Below are 19,458 nucleotides of genomic sequence, written 5' to 3'. Positions count from 1 at the left end.
TGGCCGGGTCGGCCAAAGCGGGGTTAAGCAAGATCGGTTTTGTCAGCGATCCGACCAAAATGCCTTAGGTCGGTCATGCCATTGATGTCCGGCATTTCCATGTTTCAATACGGAGGCGGATTTTGGTCTTGCCCGATGCCGTCTATTAGCGGATAGCGAAATGTTGGGCAACGAAAAGCTATTGTCCGACCACTGCTGACCTACAAACTGCAATTCGTGCCGGTTATCCGTTACGGGGGCGTCCGTCCAGCCTCAGCGAGAAATCTAAATACGGCAGATGGCCAGCGTTGTTTGCAGTTCCCACTGTTTTTCAGGATTGCAGCCGTTCAATGCCAATATCAAAGAGATACACACAAGCCTCAGGCTTCGTGTTGCTAATAATCGCTTATGCATTTGAGACAGCCTGATAAGGCGTTAGATGCCGGGATAGCTAGGACTTAACGCGGCCGCTATCGAAATCCTCAATGGCTTGCCGAATCTCTTCCAGGGTATTCATCACAAACGGCCCGTAACCGGCTATCGGTTCGTCAATCGGCTCCCCGTTCATGACCAGCATCGTGGTATCTTTAAGTGCCGTCAGGGCAATTGTTTTGCCTTCCCGCTCAAAAAAAGCCAGCTCGGCATTGTTCATTGTTGCGGAATTATTGATTTTGACACTGCCTTTCAACGTAAACAGCATCGTTGTGTAATTTTCGGGGAAATCGAGTTCAACAGTTTGGCCGTCCGTCAGGCGCAGATCCCATAAATTAATCGGAGTGTAGGTAGTTGCCGGACCTTTCGTGCCTCGATAATCGCCGGCAATGATGCGCATGATGCTGCCTTGCTGATCCAGCTTCACTACCGGGATTTGGCTATCGGTTATGGGTTGATAGTGCGGCTCGATCATTTTATATTTTGCCGGTAAGTTGACCCAAAGCTGGATCGCTTCAAAGCTCCCTCCTCGTTGGGTAAAAGCGTCAGAGTGCATCTCTTCATGTAAAAGACCTTTGGCCGCAGTCATCCATTGCACATCGCCGGGGCCGATCCGTCCGCCATTCCCTGCGGTATCACGGTGTTCGACTTCACCTCGATAAAGAATGGTAACGGTTTCAAATCCCCGATGCGGATGGAAGCCAACGCCTTTTGGTTTCGATGAGGCCGGGAACTCGGTGGGGCCTGCATAATCCAGCATCAGAAACGGGCTCACCTCCGCGTCCGGTGTATTGTAGGAAAACAGCGTGCGGACCGGAAAACCGTCTCCTACCCAGTGAGACTGATCGGTGCGAGTGATTCGATGTAACTGTTTCATCGCTTTATTCCTTAAGACGGGTTTAAACGGTACGCCCCACCCACTAACCGGCTTTAAACTTGGCCGCTTCTTCGGAGCCCTCGGTTGCGTTGCCTGCGCTGTAAGAATGAGCGCCGACTCCGGCCAATTGACCGGCATCGACGATCAGGTATTCGTTGCGGATCGGTCGGCCTTCGAACCAGCATTCCAATACTTCCCTGACACCGGCCGCATAGCGGGCTTGCGCGGACAGGCTGGTGCCGGAAATATGCGGCGTCATGCCGTGATGCGGCATCGTGCGCCACGGGTGGTCTTTCGGCGCCGGTTGCGGGAACCAGACATCGCCTGCATAACCCGATAATTGGCCGCTTTCCAATGCACGGGCGATAGCATCGCGGTCGCAGATTTTGCCGCGGGCGGTGTTGATGATGTAAGCGCCGCGCTTCATTTTGTCCAGCAAGGCATCGTCGAACATATGTTCGGTTTCCGGGTGCAACGGGCAATTGATCGTTACCACATCGCAAACCCGCACCATCGACTCAACATTGGGGTGCCAGATCAGGTTCAATTCCTGCTCGACCTCGGTCGGCAAACGGTGGCGGTCGGTGTAATGCAGTTTAACGTCGAACGGTTTTAAGCGCCGGAGTACCGCCAGGCCGATGCGACCGGCGGCAACGGTGCCGACCTCCATGCATTCCAGGTCGTAGGAACGCGCCACGCAGTCGGCAATATTCCAGCCGCCTTTGATAACCCATTGATAGGACGGAATGTAGTTGCGCACCAGGCTCAGTATCATCATCACCACATGTTCGGCGACGCTGATGCTGTTGCAGTAGGTGATTTCGGCGACGGTAATATTGTTCGCCATTGCCGCCTGTAAGTCGACATGGTCGGAGCCGATGCCTGCGGTCAGCGCCAGTTTTAATTTCGGCGCTTTGGCGATGCGTTCCGCGGTCAGGTAGGCGGGCCAGAACGGTTGGGAGATGACGATTTCGGCATCGGGCAGTTCCTGATCCAGGCGCGAGTTTTCGCCGTCTTTGTCTGAGGTCACCACCAGCGTATGGCCCAAGCCTTCCAGATAACTACGCAAACCCAGTTCGCCGGAAACACTGCCCAGCATTTGGCCGGGAATGAAGTCAATGGATTTGGGCGTCGGGGCGGTCTGGCCGTCGGGATAAGATTTGATTTTCGGGATCGAGTCGCGGGCATAGGATTGTGGATAGCCGTCGATCGGGTCGTCGTACAGTACGCAAACAATTTTTGCCATTTTTCTGCCTCAATGATGTTTTTTATCCTGAAAATCAACATTTGGAATGAAAAGCCATTGCAGCTTAGAAAAAACAACGCCTTTGTGCAATAGGCGGAAATACCTACGGTAACCATTAAATTTAAAAATCGTTAACTCGAATTGATATAGGCGGTGATACGAATATTGTTGATTTTATCCGGATGCTATAAATTTTCAGGTGTGGTCTAGGGCGAATATTGATGCACAACCACAGAGTGAGACATGCAACCTGGTTATACCGGTACTGAACAGTTGGCTTACCAACGTATGCTGCGCACTGACCATACAAGGTAAGCCTGATGTAAAGCTGCACTCAATCGCTTGCCGAAGACCACAAAAACGCGCTCGTCGGGAGATAAGCAAATGATTTCAGATCAAAGCCTTTCATCTGAGGCAATATCTAAAAATAATCGAACGATTACGCTGTTTCTGTGCGGCGATGTGATGACAGGCAGGGGCATCGACCAGGCACTGCCGTATCCCGGTAATCCGCAGATTCATGAGCCTTATATGATCTCAGCCAAGGACTATCTGACGCTTGCCGAAGAAGCCAACGGCCCTATTCCGAAACCGGTCGACTTTGGCTATATCTGGGGCGATGCGCTTGAAGAACTGCGGCTCGCTGCCCCCGATGTCCGTATTATTAATCTTGAGACGGCGGTGGCGACCAGCCCGGAATTCTGGGTAGGGAAGGGCGTTCATTACCGGATGCAGCCGCGGAACATTCCCTGCCTTTTGGCGGCGAAAATCGATTGCTGTGATCTGGCCAATAATCATGTTTTGGATTGGGGCTATACCGGCTTGATGATGACTTTGAGCACCTTGGCCGATGCGAACCTGAAAGCTGCCGGAGCGGGCCGGAATCTTTCCGAAGCCGAAGCGCCGGCGGTTATCGATGTGGCCGGGAAAGGGCGTGTGTTGGTGTTCGCTTTCGGCGACGAAAGCAGCGGCATTCCAGGTTTGTGGGGAGCCCGCAGAGACAGGGCTGGTGTGAATTTGTTGCCCGATTTATCGGATAACACGTTGCGCCGCATCGCCAAGCGGATCTTGGCTCTTAAGCAAAAAGGCGATTGTGTGGTGGCTTCGATTCACTGGGGCGGAAACTGGGGCTACGAAATCTTAAGAGAACAAAGACAATTTGCGCACCGGCTGATAGACCATGCCCGGGTGGATGTGGTGCATGGCCACTCGTCGCATCATCCCAAGGGAATCGAGCTGTATCGGGGCAAGCCGATATTGTACGGCTGCGGCGATTTTTTGAACGACTACGAAGGCATTGCAGGGTATGAGGAGTTTCGCGGTGACTTGGCTTTGATGTATTTCGTGACCCTGGACCTGGCGACAGGAAAGCTGCACAGCTTGATCATGACGCCGATGCAAATCAAACGCTTCCGCTTGAATTATGCTCAGCCTGATGACGTTCATTGGTTGCAGCAAATCCTGGACAGGGAAAGCAGGCCGTTGGGCGTCAAAATCGAACGGGTCGATGAGCGCCGGTTGGCCTTATCGGTTGGATGATGAAGTGATCTTTTTTATGTTGGGTTGGATACCGAACAGATGCAGGTTATTAATTCGGTTAGCTTTTATTCTAAAAAACTGATGTTACGAACCGTCGTGAAAAAGATAGACCTCAGTCAGGAAATATCCGTCGTAGGGCGTGCCGTACGTTAAGCTATGAGCGTGAACGGCAGAAAACTTGGGACGAGTATCTAAGCAACGGAGAAGTGTTGCTCATGCCGCTTAACGTCGATGAACAGATTAGTCCCAAGTTCGTATAAGAGGGCATAAGCTCCAGAACTTCTTTTGTCGTTATGCCGGGGACTGTTCCAACAATCCGTTTTCGTTCGGGAAACCGTAAGCGTTTTATCTGTATGTGTGATACCGGACAGATCAAGTATGCATCTCTGCTTATGATTAATCTTGGCTTTTTAAGCTGCATAGATTGCAACTCTGTAGCTTTTAATTAAAACAGCGCCAACCAAAAAGGTCGCGTTGTCTTAATTAAGTGCATCACTGCTTTTCAATAAAACCCTAACTCTTATCAGAGGAGGTTAGTAATGGCACTTAATATTTTTGAGCATCGGGGGCTCCCGCTCGATAAACAACTTTTAACCTGGCGGGATATGGTTCAAGTCCCGATAAGCAAACTGGATGATGATGCTTTCACTCGTGTGAGGGTTATTTTAATGAACGGAATCGAGCTTGAATCGATTCAGTTTTCCAGAGCCTGTACCCGGATGAATAAACATCTTCAGCTTCCTCTGGCCCAGCTTCGGCGAATCGACCCGCAGCAAGCCACGTTGATCAATGGGATGATCGGCGCCGATCACTCACCGCTTGAAACCACTATCGCTTATGAGCAGGTCGCGATTGAAGTCACCGCGGCTGTGGCACAAACCGAACCCGATCGCTATGTTGCGCAGATTTATCGTTTTGGCTTGCTGGAAGACTTTGATCATATGTATCGCTATTCGGCTTTGTTGGATCGCCTCGAAGGCAAGGATTCGAATAATATCCTGCAAAGTTATACCGACGTTCTTCCCGGTCGGCCAACCATTCATGAACATCGCGCTCCGGAGGATGATTTACGGGAATGCTATAACCGTAATACAGCTCTTACGCTGACAAAAATGCACGCATTAACGATCATGGCTGGAAAACAGCAAACCTGGAATTATTATATGAATATCGGACCGCTGTTTAGCGATCCGCTGGCTCGGCAATTATATGCAGAGATTGCTCATATCGAAGATCAGCATGTGACTCAATACCAATGCATTATGGACCCGGGCGAAACATGGCTTGAAAAATGTCTGCTGCACAAAGCCAACGAAGTTTATAACTACTATGGCTGTGTTCAGCAGGAGAAAAATCCTCGCGTTAAAGCTATCTGGGAGCGTTTCCTTGAATATGAACTGGGTCAATTCCGTTTTGTACGCGATCTTTTTGAATATAACGAAAACCGGGATGCTCAAAGCGTTGTTCCTGCGGTTCTGCCTGAGCCTATTGCTTTCGAGAGTCAAAGGGATTTCGTCCGCGACGTGTTGCGCAATGAAGTCAACTTGCGTTCCAAAGGCACTGCCTTTGTCGATATGTCTGAAGAAAGCACAGCTTCAAAAGTTTATCGGCAACGATTGAATGCCGACGGCGTCCCATCGGAAATCGTTGCGTTTAACTATATCTGGACGCCGGGAGGTGAAATCAATAGTCTCCATCGCCCGATGCCTGTCAGTCACCTTAAACACTGAGGAGTTCGTTATGAAAGACGCTGCTGAGTTTGGTTTAAATAAAACACCGACCCAACTTCATCCTGTAATGACCCAGTCGATGGTTGACGGTTATGAGGAATTTCCGCCCCACGCTGAAGATATCGCAATTGACGCATTTACTATGCGGAAAAAGTATATCCAAAATTCGGAGCAATTGGGGTCGGTTCCTCTTCCAAATACGCTTCGAGGCGCAGTGAGTTTAAGCGTACAAGCCATTCAAGGAAATAGCCCGTCTATTCTGATTGATAAACTCGGACAACGCTTGGCTTATGAGCGCAGTGGTGTCCGGCTTTACGATGCGCTGATCACAAAATGCAAATCCGTTGAGCCTGTTATAGACACCACGGTGCTTGAGCAGTTTCGCAATGATGAAGCCGGGCATTTTGCTTTAGTGCAGGATTGTATTCGTTCTATGGGCGGAGATCCGACTGCACAAACCCCTTGTGCCGATTCTTCGGGAATGATCGCGATGGGCTTGATACAGGTGATCAACGATCCGCGCAGCTCTATCCCGCAGTGTGTGGAAGCTATGTTGATTGCCGAGCTGACGGATTTAGCCGCTTGGGAGTTGCTCATTCGGATTGTCGACGAATCCGGGCTCAGCGATTATATGACAAGGTTCCAGCAAGCAAAACTGACTGAAGACAATCACATGCGTACGATCAAGAAGTGGCTTGAGCGGCTGACTTTAAATAATGCGCTTAATGTTATTTAAGTCTTTTTTGAAGCTGGAAAACATCCGTTTGCTGAAGCTGTTGCAGCTGTTTGTCAGAACATGGCTGAATCGTCCTCTACAGGAAATCGGTGCAGCTATATTTTAGAATTGTGCTTCTAGCAATTCTACTGCACGTGCTATTCCGTTATTGCTTTGCATCGCCAGGCTTGCTTGCCTGGCGCTGTTTTGAATTGTTTTTGAATCCAATACTGCCCGAATGCCCTTAGCCAAGCCGACGGCAGTTATCTTTTTTGCCGGTAAAGGCTTTCCTGCCAAACCCTGCGACTGCAATTGCCGGGCCCAGAATAATTGCTCGTCCATAAACGGCACTACCACGGATGGGCAGCCTGACAGTGTTGCTGCATGGGTAGTGCCTGCGCCGCCGTGATGAACAATCGCCGCACAGTGTTTGAACAGCGGTTGATGGGGATGTTTGCCGATGAAATAGACTGGGTCGCTTTGGCTATCGGCAGGATAGTGCTCTGAACTGGTCTGGATAATGGCACGGCAGCCCGCCAAGGTTACGGCTTCCAAAAACAGCTCCATGCTCCAGTCCGGCACCGCCTGCTGTAAACTGCCGAAAGTCATATATACCGGCGCATCGCCATGATCAAGGAACTCAGACAGCTTGAGCGGCATTGTCCAATGCCGGGTGTCTTCGGTTAAATTCAGGAAACCGCAGACTTGATGATTCGATTGCCAATGTTCAAATCGAGGACAAAACCACGGATCGACGGCTATCAGATTAAGTTGTTGCGAAGTGAGCAGTTCGGTCAACACATGAGCGGGCGGCGTTTGACCGGCTTCCAGCCATAGACGGGTCATCGGTTTTTTCAATGCCCAATTGAACACCGCGTCCAACAGCTTCCAGCTCAATGCATTGATATGACGACCCAAGTCAGGAAAGCTGAAAGGCGGAATCGCAGGATCGGGTATCGCTGCATGACACAGGGTCACGCTGAAAAATGGTTTTTGCTGCTGTAGCGCTGCCAATTTTAGAGGATAGAGAAAATGGTGGCCGATTACATAGTCGTTATCGGTGACTAAGTGTTGGGCAGCCTGATACACGGTTTGTTCGTAAGGAAAGAAGGCTTCATCAAGCAATGCCCATAACCATTGCAAAGGATTCATCCGAAACGAACGCTGGGCGAAACCCTGCATATCGAAATCAATATGTTCCGGCACTTGGCGATAGTTTATTTCCAATTGTTCGCAGATTTCGCGGTAACTGCGGTTGTCGATACTGCTGACCACCAGCGTCACAGAATGACCCGCTTTTTGCAGGCCATCGGCCAATGCCAGCATCGGGCGGATGTCGCCATTAGAACCCCAGGTTTGTATGCCTATTTTCATGCGTTTTATTATGTAAATTATTTTAGCGAAACAAATTGATAGTCATGCGGCGTTTGTAAGAGCTTGTTTTTATGTGTGATAACGGACAGACGCACCATGCCTGTCTGATTATGATGAATTATGCGGTTTCTTAAGCCGCATAGTCTACTTAACGGAAACCGTTAAGGCCTATTTATCTAATCAAACTCAAGAGGACTCGTTATGAAATATCCATTCACATCATCACGCTCAAGAGGAAATTTTATCAAACATTCGATGTCATTAATTTTGCTATTTGGGGTACTCGCATTAAGTCCATGGAAGGACGGGTTGGCACAAACTGGAAGCGAAGAAGGAAGCACCGATACTGCCGGTAATCTGGGGACTCAGCAGGGCGGTACCCGAAACGAAGAAAGAGGTACCGGTTCTTCCGGTATGACAGGCACTGACAGCGGTACCCGAAGCAGAGGCAATACCAGTTCTCCCAGTACCTCTGGTACTGGGAGCGATACCAGAAATCATGGCAACAACGGAGGAAGTTTGGGCAGTAAAGGCAGACATGGTACCGGCCCCGGCGTTACCGGTTCAGGTATCGAGGGTAGCGGCTCAGGTACTAGAGTTCCAGATACTGGAGGTTCGGGCGCCGGTGGTTCGGGTTCAGGCCGTTAATTCCGCGCTCCGGAGTAAGCCTGTATCCGGAGAGTGTGCCCTTAACGCCAGCTGCCTTCGATAGTAATTGAGTTATCTGTGAAGACTATTCCTTTCTATCGCAACCATCATGTTTCAAAGTTAAAAATTGATAAGTAAATAATACCCAGCGGAAAACCGAAAACAGCAGGAAGCTTTTTCTTGTACTGATTCGGTCATTCAAGAATTGATTTAAAAGCTCAAGAGGAGAAACGAATATGAAAATGCCGAAAATCGATAAAGTACTGGTAGGTGAAGCCCTGATAGGTGAGGGTAATGAGTTGGCTCATATTGATCTGGTTATGGGGCCGCGTGGCAGCGCCGCGGAAATCGCATTTTGTATCACGCTGACTAACCAAAAACGGGGCGATAATTCCTTATTGGCTCTGGTTGCTCCCAATCTTATGGCTAAGCCTAATACCGTTATGTTCAATAAAGTTGAAATCAAGAACGAGAAACAGGCAACCCAAATGTTCGGGCCGGCGGAACGCGGCGTGGCCAAAGCTGTGGTCGATAGCGTTAAAGAAGGAGTAATACCCGAGGGAGAAGCAGGTGATGTATTTATCTGTGTGGGTGTTTTTATTCACTGGGAGGCTGAGGACAACAATAAAATCCAGGACTGGAATTATGAAGCCACGAAGCTGGCGATTAAACGCGCTGTCGCAGGGGAACCGACGCCCGCCGAAGTGATTGCCCAGGAAGATGTGGAACATCATCCGCTCGCGGCGCACGACTAAAAAATTAATCAGGGCAAAAAGTAAAGGCTGGCGGTTGTGGACTCTACAAAGTAAAAGGGTTTACGTTTACGCGAAAACCCTTGTTATGTGCTGGAAATAAAATAGCTCCCGTGCCGCAGGGAGCTATATTTTGAGTGGCTTAAGCTTGAAAAGCCGGCGGATTATTTATCCACTTTAATCGCCAGAAACACCGGGCTGCCCTGACGCTGTATCAAAACGGCGACTGATTTACCGGCCGGGAGTTTTTTGAGTATGTTGTCAAAATCAGCCGCATCACGGATAACATCGTTTTGAATGCGTAAAATGACATCGCCGCGCTGAATTCCGGCATCTTTGGCAGTGCCTTTCGCAACATCCTGCACTAACACGCCGTTTTTGGCAATCTGCAAGGTTTCTCTTTGCTGATTGCTTAAGTCAATGACGCTAATGCCCAAGCGATTATGAGGAAGTTTGGGGGCCGCCGCTTTTGCGTCGGCTAATTTATCCACTTCCTCCGGCAAAAGCCCCACTTTAAAGTCAAGGGTTTTGGTATCGCCTTGTCTGATGATTTTTAATGTGGCTTTGTTATTGATGGGCGTCATTCCGACCATGGGCGGCAAATCGCCGGAGCTTTCAATTGGCTGTCCATTAAATTCGGTAATAATGTCGCCGATCTGCAATCCGGCTTTTTCTGCCGGGCTGTCGGGCAGTATTTTGGAAACTAGCGCTCCTTGCGGTTTTTTCATGCCGAATGATTCGGCCAGTTCCCGCGTTACATCCTGTATCTGGACGCCCAACCAGCCATGCGCGGCTTTGCCGGTGGTTTTTATCTGGTCGACGACATTCATCACGACATCCATCGGGATGGAGAAGGAAAGTCCCATAAAACCGCCGGTACGGCTGTAAATCTGGGAGTTTATGCCAACAACCTTGCCTTCCATATTAAACAACGGCCCGCCTGAATTGCCCGGGTTGATCGCTACGTCTGTTTGTATGAACGGTACATAATTTCCGCCCGGCAAGCTGCGGCCTTTGGCGCTGACGATGCCGGCCGTTACCGATTGCTCAAATCCAAAAGGTGAGCCTATCGCGAGTACCCACTCGCCTACCTGGAGTTTGTTAGGATCACCAATGGTCACTGCGGGCAAGTCCTTGGCATCGACTTTTAATAACGCAACATCGGTACGCGCATCGGAGCCAATCACTTTAGCCAACAGCTCCCGGCGGTCGGATAATTTGACTACGATTTCATCAGCGTCTTTTACCACATGACTATTGGTCAGGATGTAACCATCCGGGGAAATAATAAAACCCGAGCCTAAGGATGTGGTATCCCTTGGCACATAACCGCCGCCCTGTTCCTCTAGGAAGCGCTTAAAAAAATCTTCCATTTCGGGCGGCATTCCCTCCGGTAACTGCGGCTGTTCGGGGGTGTTCTCAGCTTCAGGTGGAGCCTTTTGAGTGGTGCTGATGTTGACCACCGCAACGCCGTTGGTTTTTACCATTTCAGTAAAATCGGGTAATTGCGCCAATACGTTTTGATTAAACAAAACGATCAGAAACAAACACCACTTAACTTTTTTGATCATACAAACCTCTATTTAATATCATTAAGGAAAAACTTATGTAAAAAAATAATAATCAAGATAACAGGCGTCGCTTTCAAGAAAAAGTTCAGTCCTGTTTTTAGGGCGGTAACACTTGCTGGTCTTGATAGTAACAGAGACAAAATATATCTGGATAGCGATATAAAAAAAATTGCTATCATACTAAAAAGCTATATTATCCATTAACGACAATTAAGCATAAATTAATGTTATAAACTTTCCCTCATTCGTTTTTCTCATTACCTTTACCTAATGCCTTATTCCCAAAATTACGATGTCCTTATTATTGGCAGTGGCGGTGCCGGCCTAAGTCTGGCGCTTAAGCTGGCTGATCATTCAATGCGCATTGCCGTGCTGTCTAAATTCGCTTTGACGGCGGGCAGCACCTATTATGCGCAAGGCGGCATATCCGCTGTTTTCGGGGTCGATGATTCTATCGAGTCGCATATTGAAGATACGCTGGACGCCGGTGCCGGACTTTGTAATCCCGAGATTGTCAGGCTGACTGTGACGCACGGTAAAAGCTCGATAGACTGGCTGAGGGAACAGGGTGTTGTTTTTACCGAGGAGCAGACCGAATCCGGGGAATTAAAACTGCATTTAAACAAGGAAGGCGGGCATTCCCACCGCCGTATCGTGCATACTGCCGATGCGACAGGTAAGGCGGTATCTTTATCGTTGATTGAACGCGCTCAGGAACATGCCAACATCGAGCTGTTCGAACATCATAATGTGGTGGAGTTAATTACCAGCAAGGACGCTGAAAAACGGATTGTCGGCGCCTATGTGCTGGATTCAAAAATGCAGAAGGTCAAGACCATGTCGGCTCGGGTCGTGGTTCTGGCAACCGGCGGCGCGAGTAAGGCTTATCTTTACAGCACCAATCCGCAAAGCTCAACCGGCGATGGTATCGCCTTGGCTTGGCGCGCAGGCTGCCGCATCAGCAATATGGAGTTCATGCAATTTCACCCGACTTGTCTTTATCATCCGCACGCACATTCTTTCCTGATTAGTGAAGCGGTCAGAGGCGAAGGCGGCAAGTTGATCCTGCCGGACGGTTCGCCTTTCATGCAGCATTTCGATCCGAGAGAGGAATTGGCGCCTCGGGATATTGTCGCCAGGGCCATCGATCATGAAATGAAAAAACGCGGTATAGACTGTGTTTATCTGGATATTAGCCATAAATCGGAGCAGTTCATCCGCGAACATTTTCCGACGATTTACCAGCAATGTCTTGAGTATGATATAGATATTACCAAGCAACCTATTCCTGTCGTTCCGGCCGCGCATTACACCTGCGGCGGCGTGTTAACCGACAGTTATGCGCGCACTGATATCGCCAATCTTTATGCGATAGGCGAGGCAGCCTGTACCGGACTGCACGGTGCCAATCGCATGGCCAGTAATTCGTTATTGGAATGTCTGGTATTCGCAGAACGGGCCAGCGAGGATATTTTGCAGAAACTTCCCGGTATTCTGCCGCTGCCGGAAATCCCTGAGTGGGATGAGTCAAAGGTCAGCGATTCCGATGAAGAGGTCGTGGTTTCTCATAACTGGGAGGAACTGCGCCGTTTTATGTGGGACTATGTCGGTATCGTAAGAACCGATAAACGTTTAAGCCGGGCAATGAGCCGGGTGGAATTACTCAAGAAGGAAATCGCCGAGTATTACAGTAATTTCCGTGTAACCAGTGATCTGCTGGAATTACGCAATCTGGTTATTGCCGCGGAGCTGATCATCCGTTGCGCACAGCAGCGTAAGGAAAGCCGCGGCTTACATTACACGCTCGACTACCCTGAAACCGATAACAGCAAACCTGCGCAAAATACGGTTTTGACGCCGTACCCGGCTGACCGCGGTTGATAGGCTAAGGGCGTAACAATGGTCTGATAGCCATTGCCGCTTGCTCGCAGTCTATAGCTGATTTCTCAACCCGTCGACGCAGAAAAAGCCCGCTGCTTAAACCATCAATATCACGAGAAACATACTCGTTAAGATCGGCGCAGGCTCGTTGCATATGTTGCTCGGCCTGCAGTAAGGTCTCAGGTTTTTTGATTTCATCATTTTCCAGCAACATCATCACTTCGCTGGTTATTTGATTCTGTAACCGGAAAATTTCCTCCACGTGATGCTCAAACTCTTCACGTGACTGGCCGTTTGCTCCATACCCACCCCAAAACGGAACAGCGCAGCCGGATATTAACGTAGCAATAGCAAGCACTGCTAAGCTTCGAAGACTCTTCACATTCATCATTTTATTTGTTAAATCACGTTTACAAGGGGCATTAATTAAACCCCAATATACTATAAACTCATCGGATTTGAGTATGAAAAGAACAATATTTACGCAACATTTTTTGATTTTACAGTAATAGAACGTCTTATTATCTCTCTTGTTTTTTTGTATTACTCTCCCATTCTGGGTGTATACTTCGTTACCCCTTAATCTATAAAAATACAACAAATAAGGTGTCAAACTGATGACTGAAAAGACAGTAAGCAAATACCTGCTTAACCTTGAGAAACACTTCGCCGCTGACAACCCGGTATTACTGAAAGCATCAAGAGTCTTTCAGGAGCTCGATCAGATTGAATTCGATTTGGGGCTCATCGACATGGATGAAACGACAGCCGGTAAAAGCTCATGGTGGCCCGTAATCAGCTTGATTGGCGGTAATTCAACGGCCAAATCCAGGTTCATTAACAATTATCTGGGTTCGGACAATTTGTTTTCGGGTATTCAAACATCCAGTCATAAATTTACTGTTTTGCTGCATAATAACCAGTCCAATCCGGCAACCTTACCCGGCACCGCACTGGACGTAGACCACCGGTTCCCGTTTTATCAAATCAGCCGTAAAATCGAGCAGCAGCAAGAAGGCGAAGGGGACCGCATTAATTCTTATCTGGAATTAAAAACACTCAATAGCGACCACCTAAAAAGCAAACTTTTCATTGATGCGCCGAACATCAGTGCGGCCCCATCCAATCCGGTTATGTCGTTGTTAGCAAAACATACCATTGAGAACTCAGACCTGGTTTTAGTTTTTACCGATATTTTTGATTCAACATCTCCGTTGGTTGATGAAGTCATAGAAAATATTACGCTCCATCAGGACTCCAATAAATTTGTGTATCTGATCGATAGACCGGCAACAATGCTGGGTTCGACTACAAACAGCGAGATTATCTCTTCATGGCAAAGAAAACTTGCCGGATTGGGGTTAAATACCGGTCAGTTTATTGTCCTGTCCAGCCAGGAAGGCAGCGCCACGCCTCAATCCTCGGCTGACTTTGACTTGATAGATCAGCGCATAGCCAATGTCGGTTATGACCGTACTTATCGTGTATTGAATTCGCTGGAAAAAAACGTTCGTGAAATTAATAACGTGGTCATGCCGGAGATTAAAAAAGCCATCGTGCAATGGAAAGATCGATCAGCTTTTTCCAGCCTGATTGTACTTGGATTTATTGCGACCCTTGCCATTTTTGCCGAAATACAAACCGGCATTCTGGAGCTGTTGATAGACCCGATCATCGGGCCGGCCGTAATCCTTACGCTGGTCGTCGTTATGATACCGCTGCATGTACTTTTTAGTAAGCTTCAGGCGAAATTAACAATAAGCCAGCTTAACGCCCGACAAAAAGAACTTCATTTAATGGAAAATTTAGCCGGTACTTTCGAAAAGAGCCTTACTTTCAGTCGAATGATGTTGCCGATTTCAGAACCTGCCGGCTGGAATAAAAAGACAAAAATCCGCTTGGCTCAGATATCCAATAAAGCCAAGGAACTGGTTCAGTTATTGAATGATAATTTCAGTACCTATGACGGGCAATCCGTAACCGGTCATTCAGCCTCACCCGATTTTAAATAATAATCACATGTCCCACAGTAATTGGCCGCTGCGGTTATAGATAGTTTGCGAAAAACTCTAGGTGACTATGGATGTTTTAAGACAATACTTGCCACTGTGCTGGTTAAAGAATAACCCGCTTGAGCTACCGAGATCAGTCGATTTTTTCAAACAAAATCTGCTGTTCTATTTCGTTGTTGAGTATTTCATGCAAGCCAACATGACCGACGACCCGATAGAGTCGTTTACCGAAGTCAGTATAGAGACATTATTAACGCTTATATTTATAGGCATCATGCTATTCGTTAACAGGACGTTATACGCTTATGTACAAGTAACGACAGCGATTATATTTTGTGCCAATATAGTGGCTGTGTTCGTCGTGCCGGTGTTGATTTGGCTAACCATCAGCGAAGAGCCGTTAAGTTATTATGTTCTGAGCCTGCTTTTGTTTTGGGATTATGCCTTGGTCACTTACATTATCAAGCAAGTTCTATCGATCAATCTTTTTGCCAGTCTTGTTTTGTCTTTGTTTTATTTTACAGCGACTTATTTTGGCGCTTTTGCGTTGGGACAATTGGTGTAAGCGGCAGTTTTTTCAAGCCGGTTCAAAAACAGTCTTATAAGATACATACATCAATGTTGAAACCAGCATATACAAAACAGGTGTTAACAAAGGTATTATTCCGGCACCGATAAATACGGCAGCAAATATAAAAGCCAGCAGCTTATACATTGCCGCCTGGTTTTTGACCGATGCCTCATTACCTCGTTGTCTTGCTTGACTCCATGAATAATCTCTAAAAAGCATTAACGGATAACTAAACCAGTTTGCAAAAGTAGTTAGCATCAGCAAGGTAAACAACAGGGTGATGATGGCCGGTAAATACAGCCAAGCGGCTATTTGGTGCATCGATTTATTGTTCAGGTGTTCTGTCGTCAATTCCCAATAAAAAAAGAAGTAGCCGATTTTATAGAGTTCACCCGAATAAATATTAGCGGCCACCCTAAATACAAACCAGCAAATCACCAGGCTGCCGGCCGCTAATACGGCTAACGGCAGGCTTTTAGTTATCGCTTGGTAAAAGTTCAATGAAGTGCCTGTTGAAGATTTAATGTCGATATATTTGGCAATACCTACACCAACAAATAAACCTGTTACAGCAAGAAAAATACCCAGCGCCAGGGACACCCGTTCGATTCCCAAAAGCAGGCCGATAAACAAGGTGTATCCTGTCCAAAGCAACGGCGCGCGACTGATCAGCACTAACGCCTGCTTAAGCCAATTGCTGAACGTCACGGGTGTCACAAAGAAATTCGCGAAATCCCGACAGCTTTGCGCAGTTCCTTCATAAACGGCACGCTGACTGCGCGTGCTTTTTGAGCGCCTTCCTGCAATTGTTCTTCGATATGTTCAGGCGCTTGCATCAATGCTTCATACCGTTCTCTTGCCGGAATGAGGTGTTCATTAATGTGCTCAAACAATACCTGTTTCATTTCGCCCCAAGCGATGCCTTCTGCGTAACGCTTGCGTATTCCAGCCACTTCGGCCTGAGTAGCAAAAGACTGATAAATGCTGAATAAAGTGCAACCTTCGGGATCTTTGGGTTCGCCCGGCTCCAATGAATTGGTTTTAATCTTGTTAATGAGCTTTCTTAATTTCTTCTCGGACTCGAATAATGGGATGGTGTTGTTATAACTTTTACTCATTTTGCGCCCGTCCAGACCGGCCAATGTTGAGGCATGTTCTTCAATAACCGCTTCCGGCAGCACAAAATGTTCGCCGTAAATGTGATTAAAGCGCCCGGCAATATCCCTGGCCATTTCAATGTGCTGAATCTGGTCCTTGCCTACAGGGACTTTATTGGCATTAAACATCAGCATATCGGCCGCCATTAATATCGGATAGCTGAACAAGCCCATGGTGATGCCTTTATCGGCATCGTTTTCGCCGCCTTGCTCATTTTCGGCAACCGCCGCCTTATAGGCATGCGCCCTGTTCATCAGGCCTTTTGCCGCGACGCAGGTCAACATCCAGGACAGTTCCAAAATTTCAGGCACATCCGACTGCCGATAGAAAACGGCATTTGACGTATCCAGTCCTAAAGCCAGCCATGTTGCGGCAACTTCAAGGCTGGATTGCCTGACCCTTTCCGGTTCCTGGCATTTAATCAACGCATGATAATCGGCCAGAAAATAAAAGGGGACAACATTCTCGTCCTTGCTCGCCGCAATGGCCGGTCTGATAGCGCCGACATAATTGCCCAAATGCGGAGTGCCGGTAGTTGTAATTCCGGTTAAAACGATTACTTTACTCATTTGATGATACTCAGAAGTGTGTTTATTTAAGATGTGAAAGTTGGGCGCCATATTACATAAATTCAGGTTAATATCCAGCGGAATAGCTCAATTGACTACCTTGCTGCAAATCACGCCCCATTATTATGCTTTTTATAGTAAACTTTGTAATTAAGGCTGTGCAGCCCGACCAGCGAATACAACGACTGTGAACTTGACCGGAGAAATAGCATGTTGGAATATGATGAAAAACGTAATTATATTCGAATGGAGATAGACTGTGATGTAACTTACAGACTTGCGGGTTCGGATGAATTACGTCATGGACGCTGTTCATCAATTAGCGGTGCGGGTGTTTCATTCATTGCCGACCGGTTTTTTGATCCGGGCAAGGCTATGGAAATAAACGTTATTCCCAAAAACACAGTCACCCCCTCAATGACCGCTTTTATCGAGGTTATCAGAAGTACCGAACTAGACGACGGTCACTACGAAGTTGCCGCCACGATAAAAAGCATAAAAGGGGACTGAAGCGTTCGCTGCTTATTTAAATTACCGGAACTGCTGAAATTTTATTATGTATACGATTACCAAAGAGGTGTATTTTTGTTACGGACACCGGTTAATGAATCACCCCGGCAAATGCCGCAATTTACACGGACATAGCGTTAAGGCCTCGATTTCTATAGAGCAGGATCAGCTTAACGACCAGGGCATGGTTTGCGATTTTTCCGATATTAGAGACAGCGTTGAAGCGTTTATAGACCAGCATCTTGATCATAATTTTTTGTTACATAAAGATGATCCGATCATACCTATGCTCACGGCAAATAATGAGCGTTTTCTTGCTCTTGACGAACACCCTACTGCAGAAGTCCTGAGTAAGATGATTTACCGGCATCTCAAACAAGCCGGCTTTAACGTCGCCCAAGTGGTGTTATGGGAAACCGCCAGCGCCCATGCTTGTTACCGGGAAAACTGACAACGGTCATGAATTTTGTAAATCCGGTCAACAAGTCCATCTGTCTTGAACAAGTCTGTGAATCGAATTATCAAAAATTGCTGAAATTAATTCCGGACTTAATGGCATTTAAAGAAACGGCCATTGGTCTTGCCCCCCATCACACTACATTGCATCTTGAAATCCTTGAGCGTACGCCGTACACCATGACTGTGGAACTTAGCCATTGCTTTAATAAAAATAAGGAAGAGTTCCTGGCGCCTGCCGTAAGGATAAGGATTTACCTGGATGCACAGTTGGCCGAGGTATTAAGCGATCATGCTCGTGCCGGTGTGGCGCAAGTTTTTAAAGACCCCGGATTAAGCCGTGAAATCATGAATTACAAATGGCGATTAAATTATTTTTTACAAAAATGGCTCGATCACTGTTTAAAGAAAGGTTATTTATTCAGCTCTATTGCTGAAGCGGTAGCTTAATCCGTTGTAATTTCTCCGCTGTTTTATTCATCATGAAGGATGCGTTTTATTAACACCCTATCCTTTTGCTAAGTCTTTTCGATGCGGAAAAAATCGTCCACACTCAGCCTGTTTAACTTATTGTTAGGGCTTTTCCGCTTAAGCCGCAAGCATCCTGTTTTGTTGCTGATGATGCTCGGCCTGGGTTTAGGCGACTACGGCTATGAAGTTAAAATTGCTCGTCCGGCACTGCTTTATCAAGGCGTGCCGCAAGCGCGTAATGCGAAGAACATCGATACCTGGTTTCGCGTATTACGCAACCATGGCTTTATTCTGGGTTATTCGGATTTGCGCGGTAATCCGTTATGGGTAGAGTACGCACTGCTTCCTAATGTAGAAAATACGCCGTCGATAAAACGCCCCAACCGCTTTGAAACCGATTGGCGCAGCATCAATCGCGTCAGTCACGAAAGTTACCAAAAAAGCGGATACGATCGCGGGCACATGGCGCCCAATTATGCAATGAGCCATCTTTACGGCAGGGATGGCCAGGCGGACAGTTTCTTAATGACCAATATCACGCCGCAAAAAGCCAACCTTAACCAAAAAATATGGCAGCGGTTGGAGGAGATGGAGATAAAGCATTTCGCCAAGCTATTCGGCAAAGTGTGGGTGATTACCGGGCCGGTTTTTAACGGCACGGTCGAACGCTTAAGCTCGGATTGGATGGTGGAAATACCGGATGCGTTTTACAAAATATACCTGTCGGAAGCTGCGCCAAACAAAGCGCCGGTTGCTCTGGCTTTTTTAATTCCGCAAACGGTGAACGGCAAAGAGCCGTTGGCGCAGTTCGTGACCAGTATCGACAGCATCGAAGCACAAACCGGTCTTGATTTTTTTGCCGAGCTGGATGATCGCGTCGAAGCGCATGTGGAAGCTGATATAGAGCCATTGCCTTGGGGGGTACATCGATGAATAACGGTTTTTGCTACCCTCGCATTAGATAATG

At 47.6% G+C, this 19,458-nt stretch carries 19 protein-coding genes; 12 read left to right on the top strand and 7 right to left on the bottom strand.

Annotation, left to right across the window (positions count from 1 at the left end):
- Positions 1-430 precede the first annotated feature (430 nt).
- Together V7051_RS17275 and V7051_RS17270 are read right to left on the bottom strand one after the other, a co-directional pair.
- A complete protein-coding gene (locus V7051_RS17275; protein WP_333876912.1) occupies positions 431-1,288 on the bottom strand; it encodes a pirin family protein in 858 nt (285 codons plus the stop codon).
- Between the two features lie 43 nt (positions 1,289-1,331).
- Complete coding sequence (locus tag V7051_RS17270; protein ID WP_333876914.1) at positions 1,332-2,534, bottom strand: NAD-dependent formate dehydrogenase; 1,203 nt, start codon at positions 2,532-2,534, stop codon at positions 1,332-1,334.
- Between the two features lie 384 nt (positions 2,535-2,918).
- Between V7051_RS17270 and V7051_RS17265 the strand changes: the two genes are divergently transcribed.
- From V7051_RS17265 to V7051_RS17255, 3 genes are all read left to right on the top strand, one after another.
- Positions 2,919-4,073 carry a CapA family protein gene (locus tag V7051_RS17265; RefSeq protein WP_333876916.1) on the top strand — a complete coding sequence of 385 codons (1,155 nt, stop codon included), beginning with the start codon at positions 2,919-2,921 and terminating at the stop codon, positions 4,071-4,073.
- A 539-nt stretch (positions 4,074-4,612) separates the two neighbouring features.
- Complete coding sequence (locus V7051_RS17260; RefSeq protein ID WP_333876918.1) at positions 4,613-5,803, top strand: hypothetical protein; 1,191 nt, start codon at positions 4,613-4,615, stop codon at positions 5,801-5,803.
- Positions 5,804-5,813: 10 nt separating this feature from the next.
- The gene (locus tag V7051_RS17255) at positions 5,814-6,539 is read left to right on the top strand and encodes a ferritin-like domain-containing protein (protein WP_333876919.1); all 726 of its coding nucleotides are present in this window, start codon (positions 5,814-5,816) and stop codon (positions 6,537-6,539) included.
- Positions 6,540-6,641: 102 nt separating this feature from the next.
- Here V7051_RS17255 and V7051_RS17250 read toward each other — a convergent pair whose 3' ends face one another.
- Positions 6,642-7,892 carry a glycosyltransferase gene (locus tag V7051_RS17250; RefSeq protein WP_333876922.1) on the bottom strand — a complete coding sequence of 417 codons (1,251 nt, stop codon included), beginning with the start codon at positions 7,890-7,892 and terminating at the stop codon, positions 6,642-6,644.
- A 309-nt stretch (positions 7,893-8,201) separates the two neighbouring features.
- Here V7051_RS17250 and V7051_RS17245 point away from each other — a divergent pair, with 309 nt between their 5' ends.
- Together V7051_RS17245 and fae are read left to right on the top strand one after the other, a co-directional pair.
- On the top strand, positions 8,202-8,540 hold the full coding sequence (locus V7051_RS17245; protein ID WP_333876923.1) for a hypothetical protein: 339 nt from the start codon (positions 8,202-8,204) through the stop codon (positions 8,538-8,540).
- A gap of 242 nt (positions 8,541-8,782) precedes the next feature.
- A complete protein-coding gene (fae, locus tag V7051_RS17240) occupies positions 8,783-9,295 on the top strand; it encodes a formaldehyde-activating enzyme (RefSeq protein WP_333876998.1) in 513 nt (170 codons plus the stop codon).
- Positions 9,296-9,456: 161 nt separating this feature from the next.
- On the opposite strand, the gene V7051_RS17235 is transcribed toward fae, so the two are convergent.
- Complete coding sequence (locus V7051_RS17235; RefSeq protein WP_333876925.1) at positions 9,457-10,863, bottom strand: DegQ family serine endoprotease; 1,407 nt, start codon at positions 10,861-10,863, stop codon at positions 9,457-9,459.
- Between the two features lie 270 nt (positions 10,864-11,133).
- Here V7051_RS17235 and nadB point away from each other — a divergent pair, with 270 nt between their 5' ends.
- Entirely contained in the window at positions 11,134-12,744 is a 1,611-nt protein-coding gene (gene nadB, locus V7051_RS17230; RefSeq protein WP_333876927.1) for an L-aspartate oxidase, read from the top strand.
- 4 nt (positions 12,745-12,748) lie between these two features.
- Here the strand turns inward: nadB and V7051_RS17225 are convergent, their stop codons facing one another.
- The gene (locus V7051_RS17225; RefSeq protein ID WP_333876929.1) at positions 12,749-13,135 is read right to left on the bottom strand and encodes a hypothetical protein; all 387 of its coding nucleotides are present in this window, start codon (positions 13,133-13,135) and stop codon (positions 12,749-12,751) included.
- Between the two features lie 226 nt (positions 13,136-13,361).
- On the opposite strand from V7051_RS17225, the gene V7051_RS17220 reads away from it, so the two are divergent.
- A complete protein-coding gene (locus tag V7051_RS17220) occupies positions 13,362-14,756 on the top strand; it encodes a hypothetical protein (RefSeq protein ID WP_333876931.1) in 1,395 nt (464 codons plus the stop codon).
- A gap of 67 nt (positions 14,757-14,823) precedes the next feature.
- Entirely contained in the window at positions 14,824-15,321 is a 498-nt protein-coding gene (locus tag V7051_RS17215; RefSeq protein ID WP_333876933.1) for a hypothetical protein, read from the top strand.
- Positions 15,322-15,333: 12 nt separating this feature from the next.
- Here V7051_RS17215 and V7051_RS17210 read toward each other — a convergent pair whose 3' ends face one another.
- Positions 15,334-16,002, bottom strand: a complete 669-nt coding sequence (locus V7051_RS17210) for a hypothetical protein (protein ID WP_334181164.1) — start codon at positions 16,000-16,002, stop codon at positions 15,334-15,336.
- Between the two features lie 38 nt (positions 16,003-16,040).
- A complete protein-coding gene (locus V7051_RS17205; protein ID WP_333876936.1) occupies positions 16,041-17,054 on the bottom strand; it encodes a tryptophan--tRNA ligase in 1,014 nt (337 codons plus the stop codon).
- Between the two features lie 210 nt (positions 17,055-17,264).
- Between V7051_RS17205 and V7051_RS17200 the strand changes: the two genes are divergently transcribed.
- The 4 genes from V7051_RS17200 to V7051_RS17185 all read left to right on the top strand — a co-directional run bounded on the left by V7051_RS17200 (position 17,265) and on the right by V7051_RS17185 (position 19,424).
- The gene (locus tag V7051_RS17200; RefSeq protein WP_333876938.1) at positions 17,265-17,564 is read left to right on the top strand and encodes a PilZ domain-containing protein; all 300 of its coding nucleotides are present in this window, start codon (positions 17,265-17,267) and stop codon (positions 17,562-17,564) included.
- 46 nt (positions 17,565-17,610) lie between these two features.
- Positions 17,611-18,015, top strand: a complete 405-nt coding sequence (locus V7051_RS17195) for a 6-pyruvoyl trahydropterin synthase family protein (RefSeq protein ID WP_333876940.1) — start codon at positions 17,611-17,613, stop codon at positions 18,013-18,015.
- Positions 18,016-18,023: 8 nt separating this feature from the next.
- On the top strand, positions 18,024-18,470 hold the full coding sequence (locus V7051_RS17190) for a DUF1249 domain-containing protein (RefSeq protein WP_333876942.1): 447 nt from the start codon (positions 18,024-18,026) through the stop codon (positions 18,468-18,470).
- An 81-nt stretch (positions 18,471-18,551) separates the two neighbouring features.
- On the top strand, positions 18,552-19,424 hold the full coding sequence (locus V7051_RS17185; RefSeq protein ID WP_333876944.1) for a DNA/RNA non-specific endonuclease: 873 nt from the start codon (positions 18,552-18,554) through the stop codon (positions 19,422-19,424).
- Positions 19,425-19,458 lie beyond the last annotated feature (34 nt).

It is taken from the genome of Methylobacter sp. (genome assembly GCF_036845245.1).
Taxonomy (GTDB): domain Bacteria; phylum Pseudomonadota; class Gammaproteobacteria; order Methylococcales; family Methylomonadaceae; genus Methylobacter_A.
Note: the sequence above shows the minus strand (reverse complement) of the source record. Positions and strands in the feature narration are given on the sequence as shown.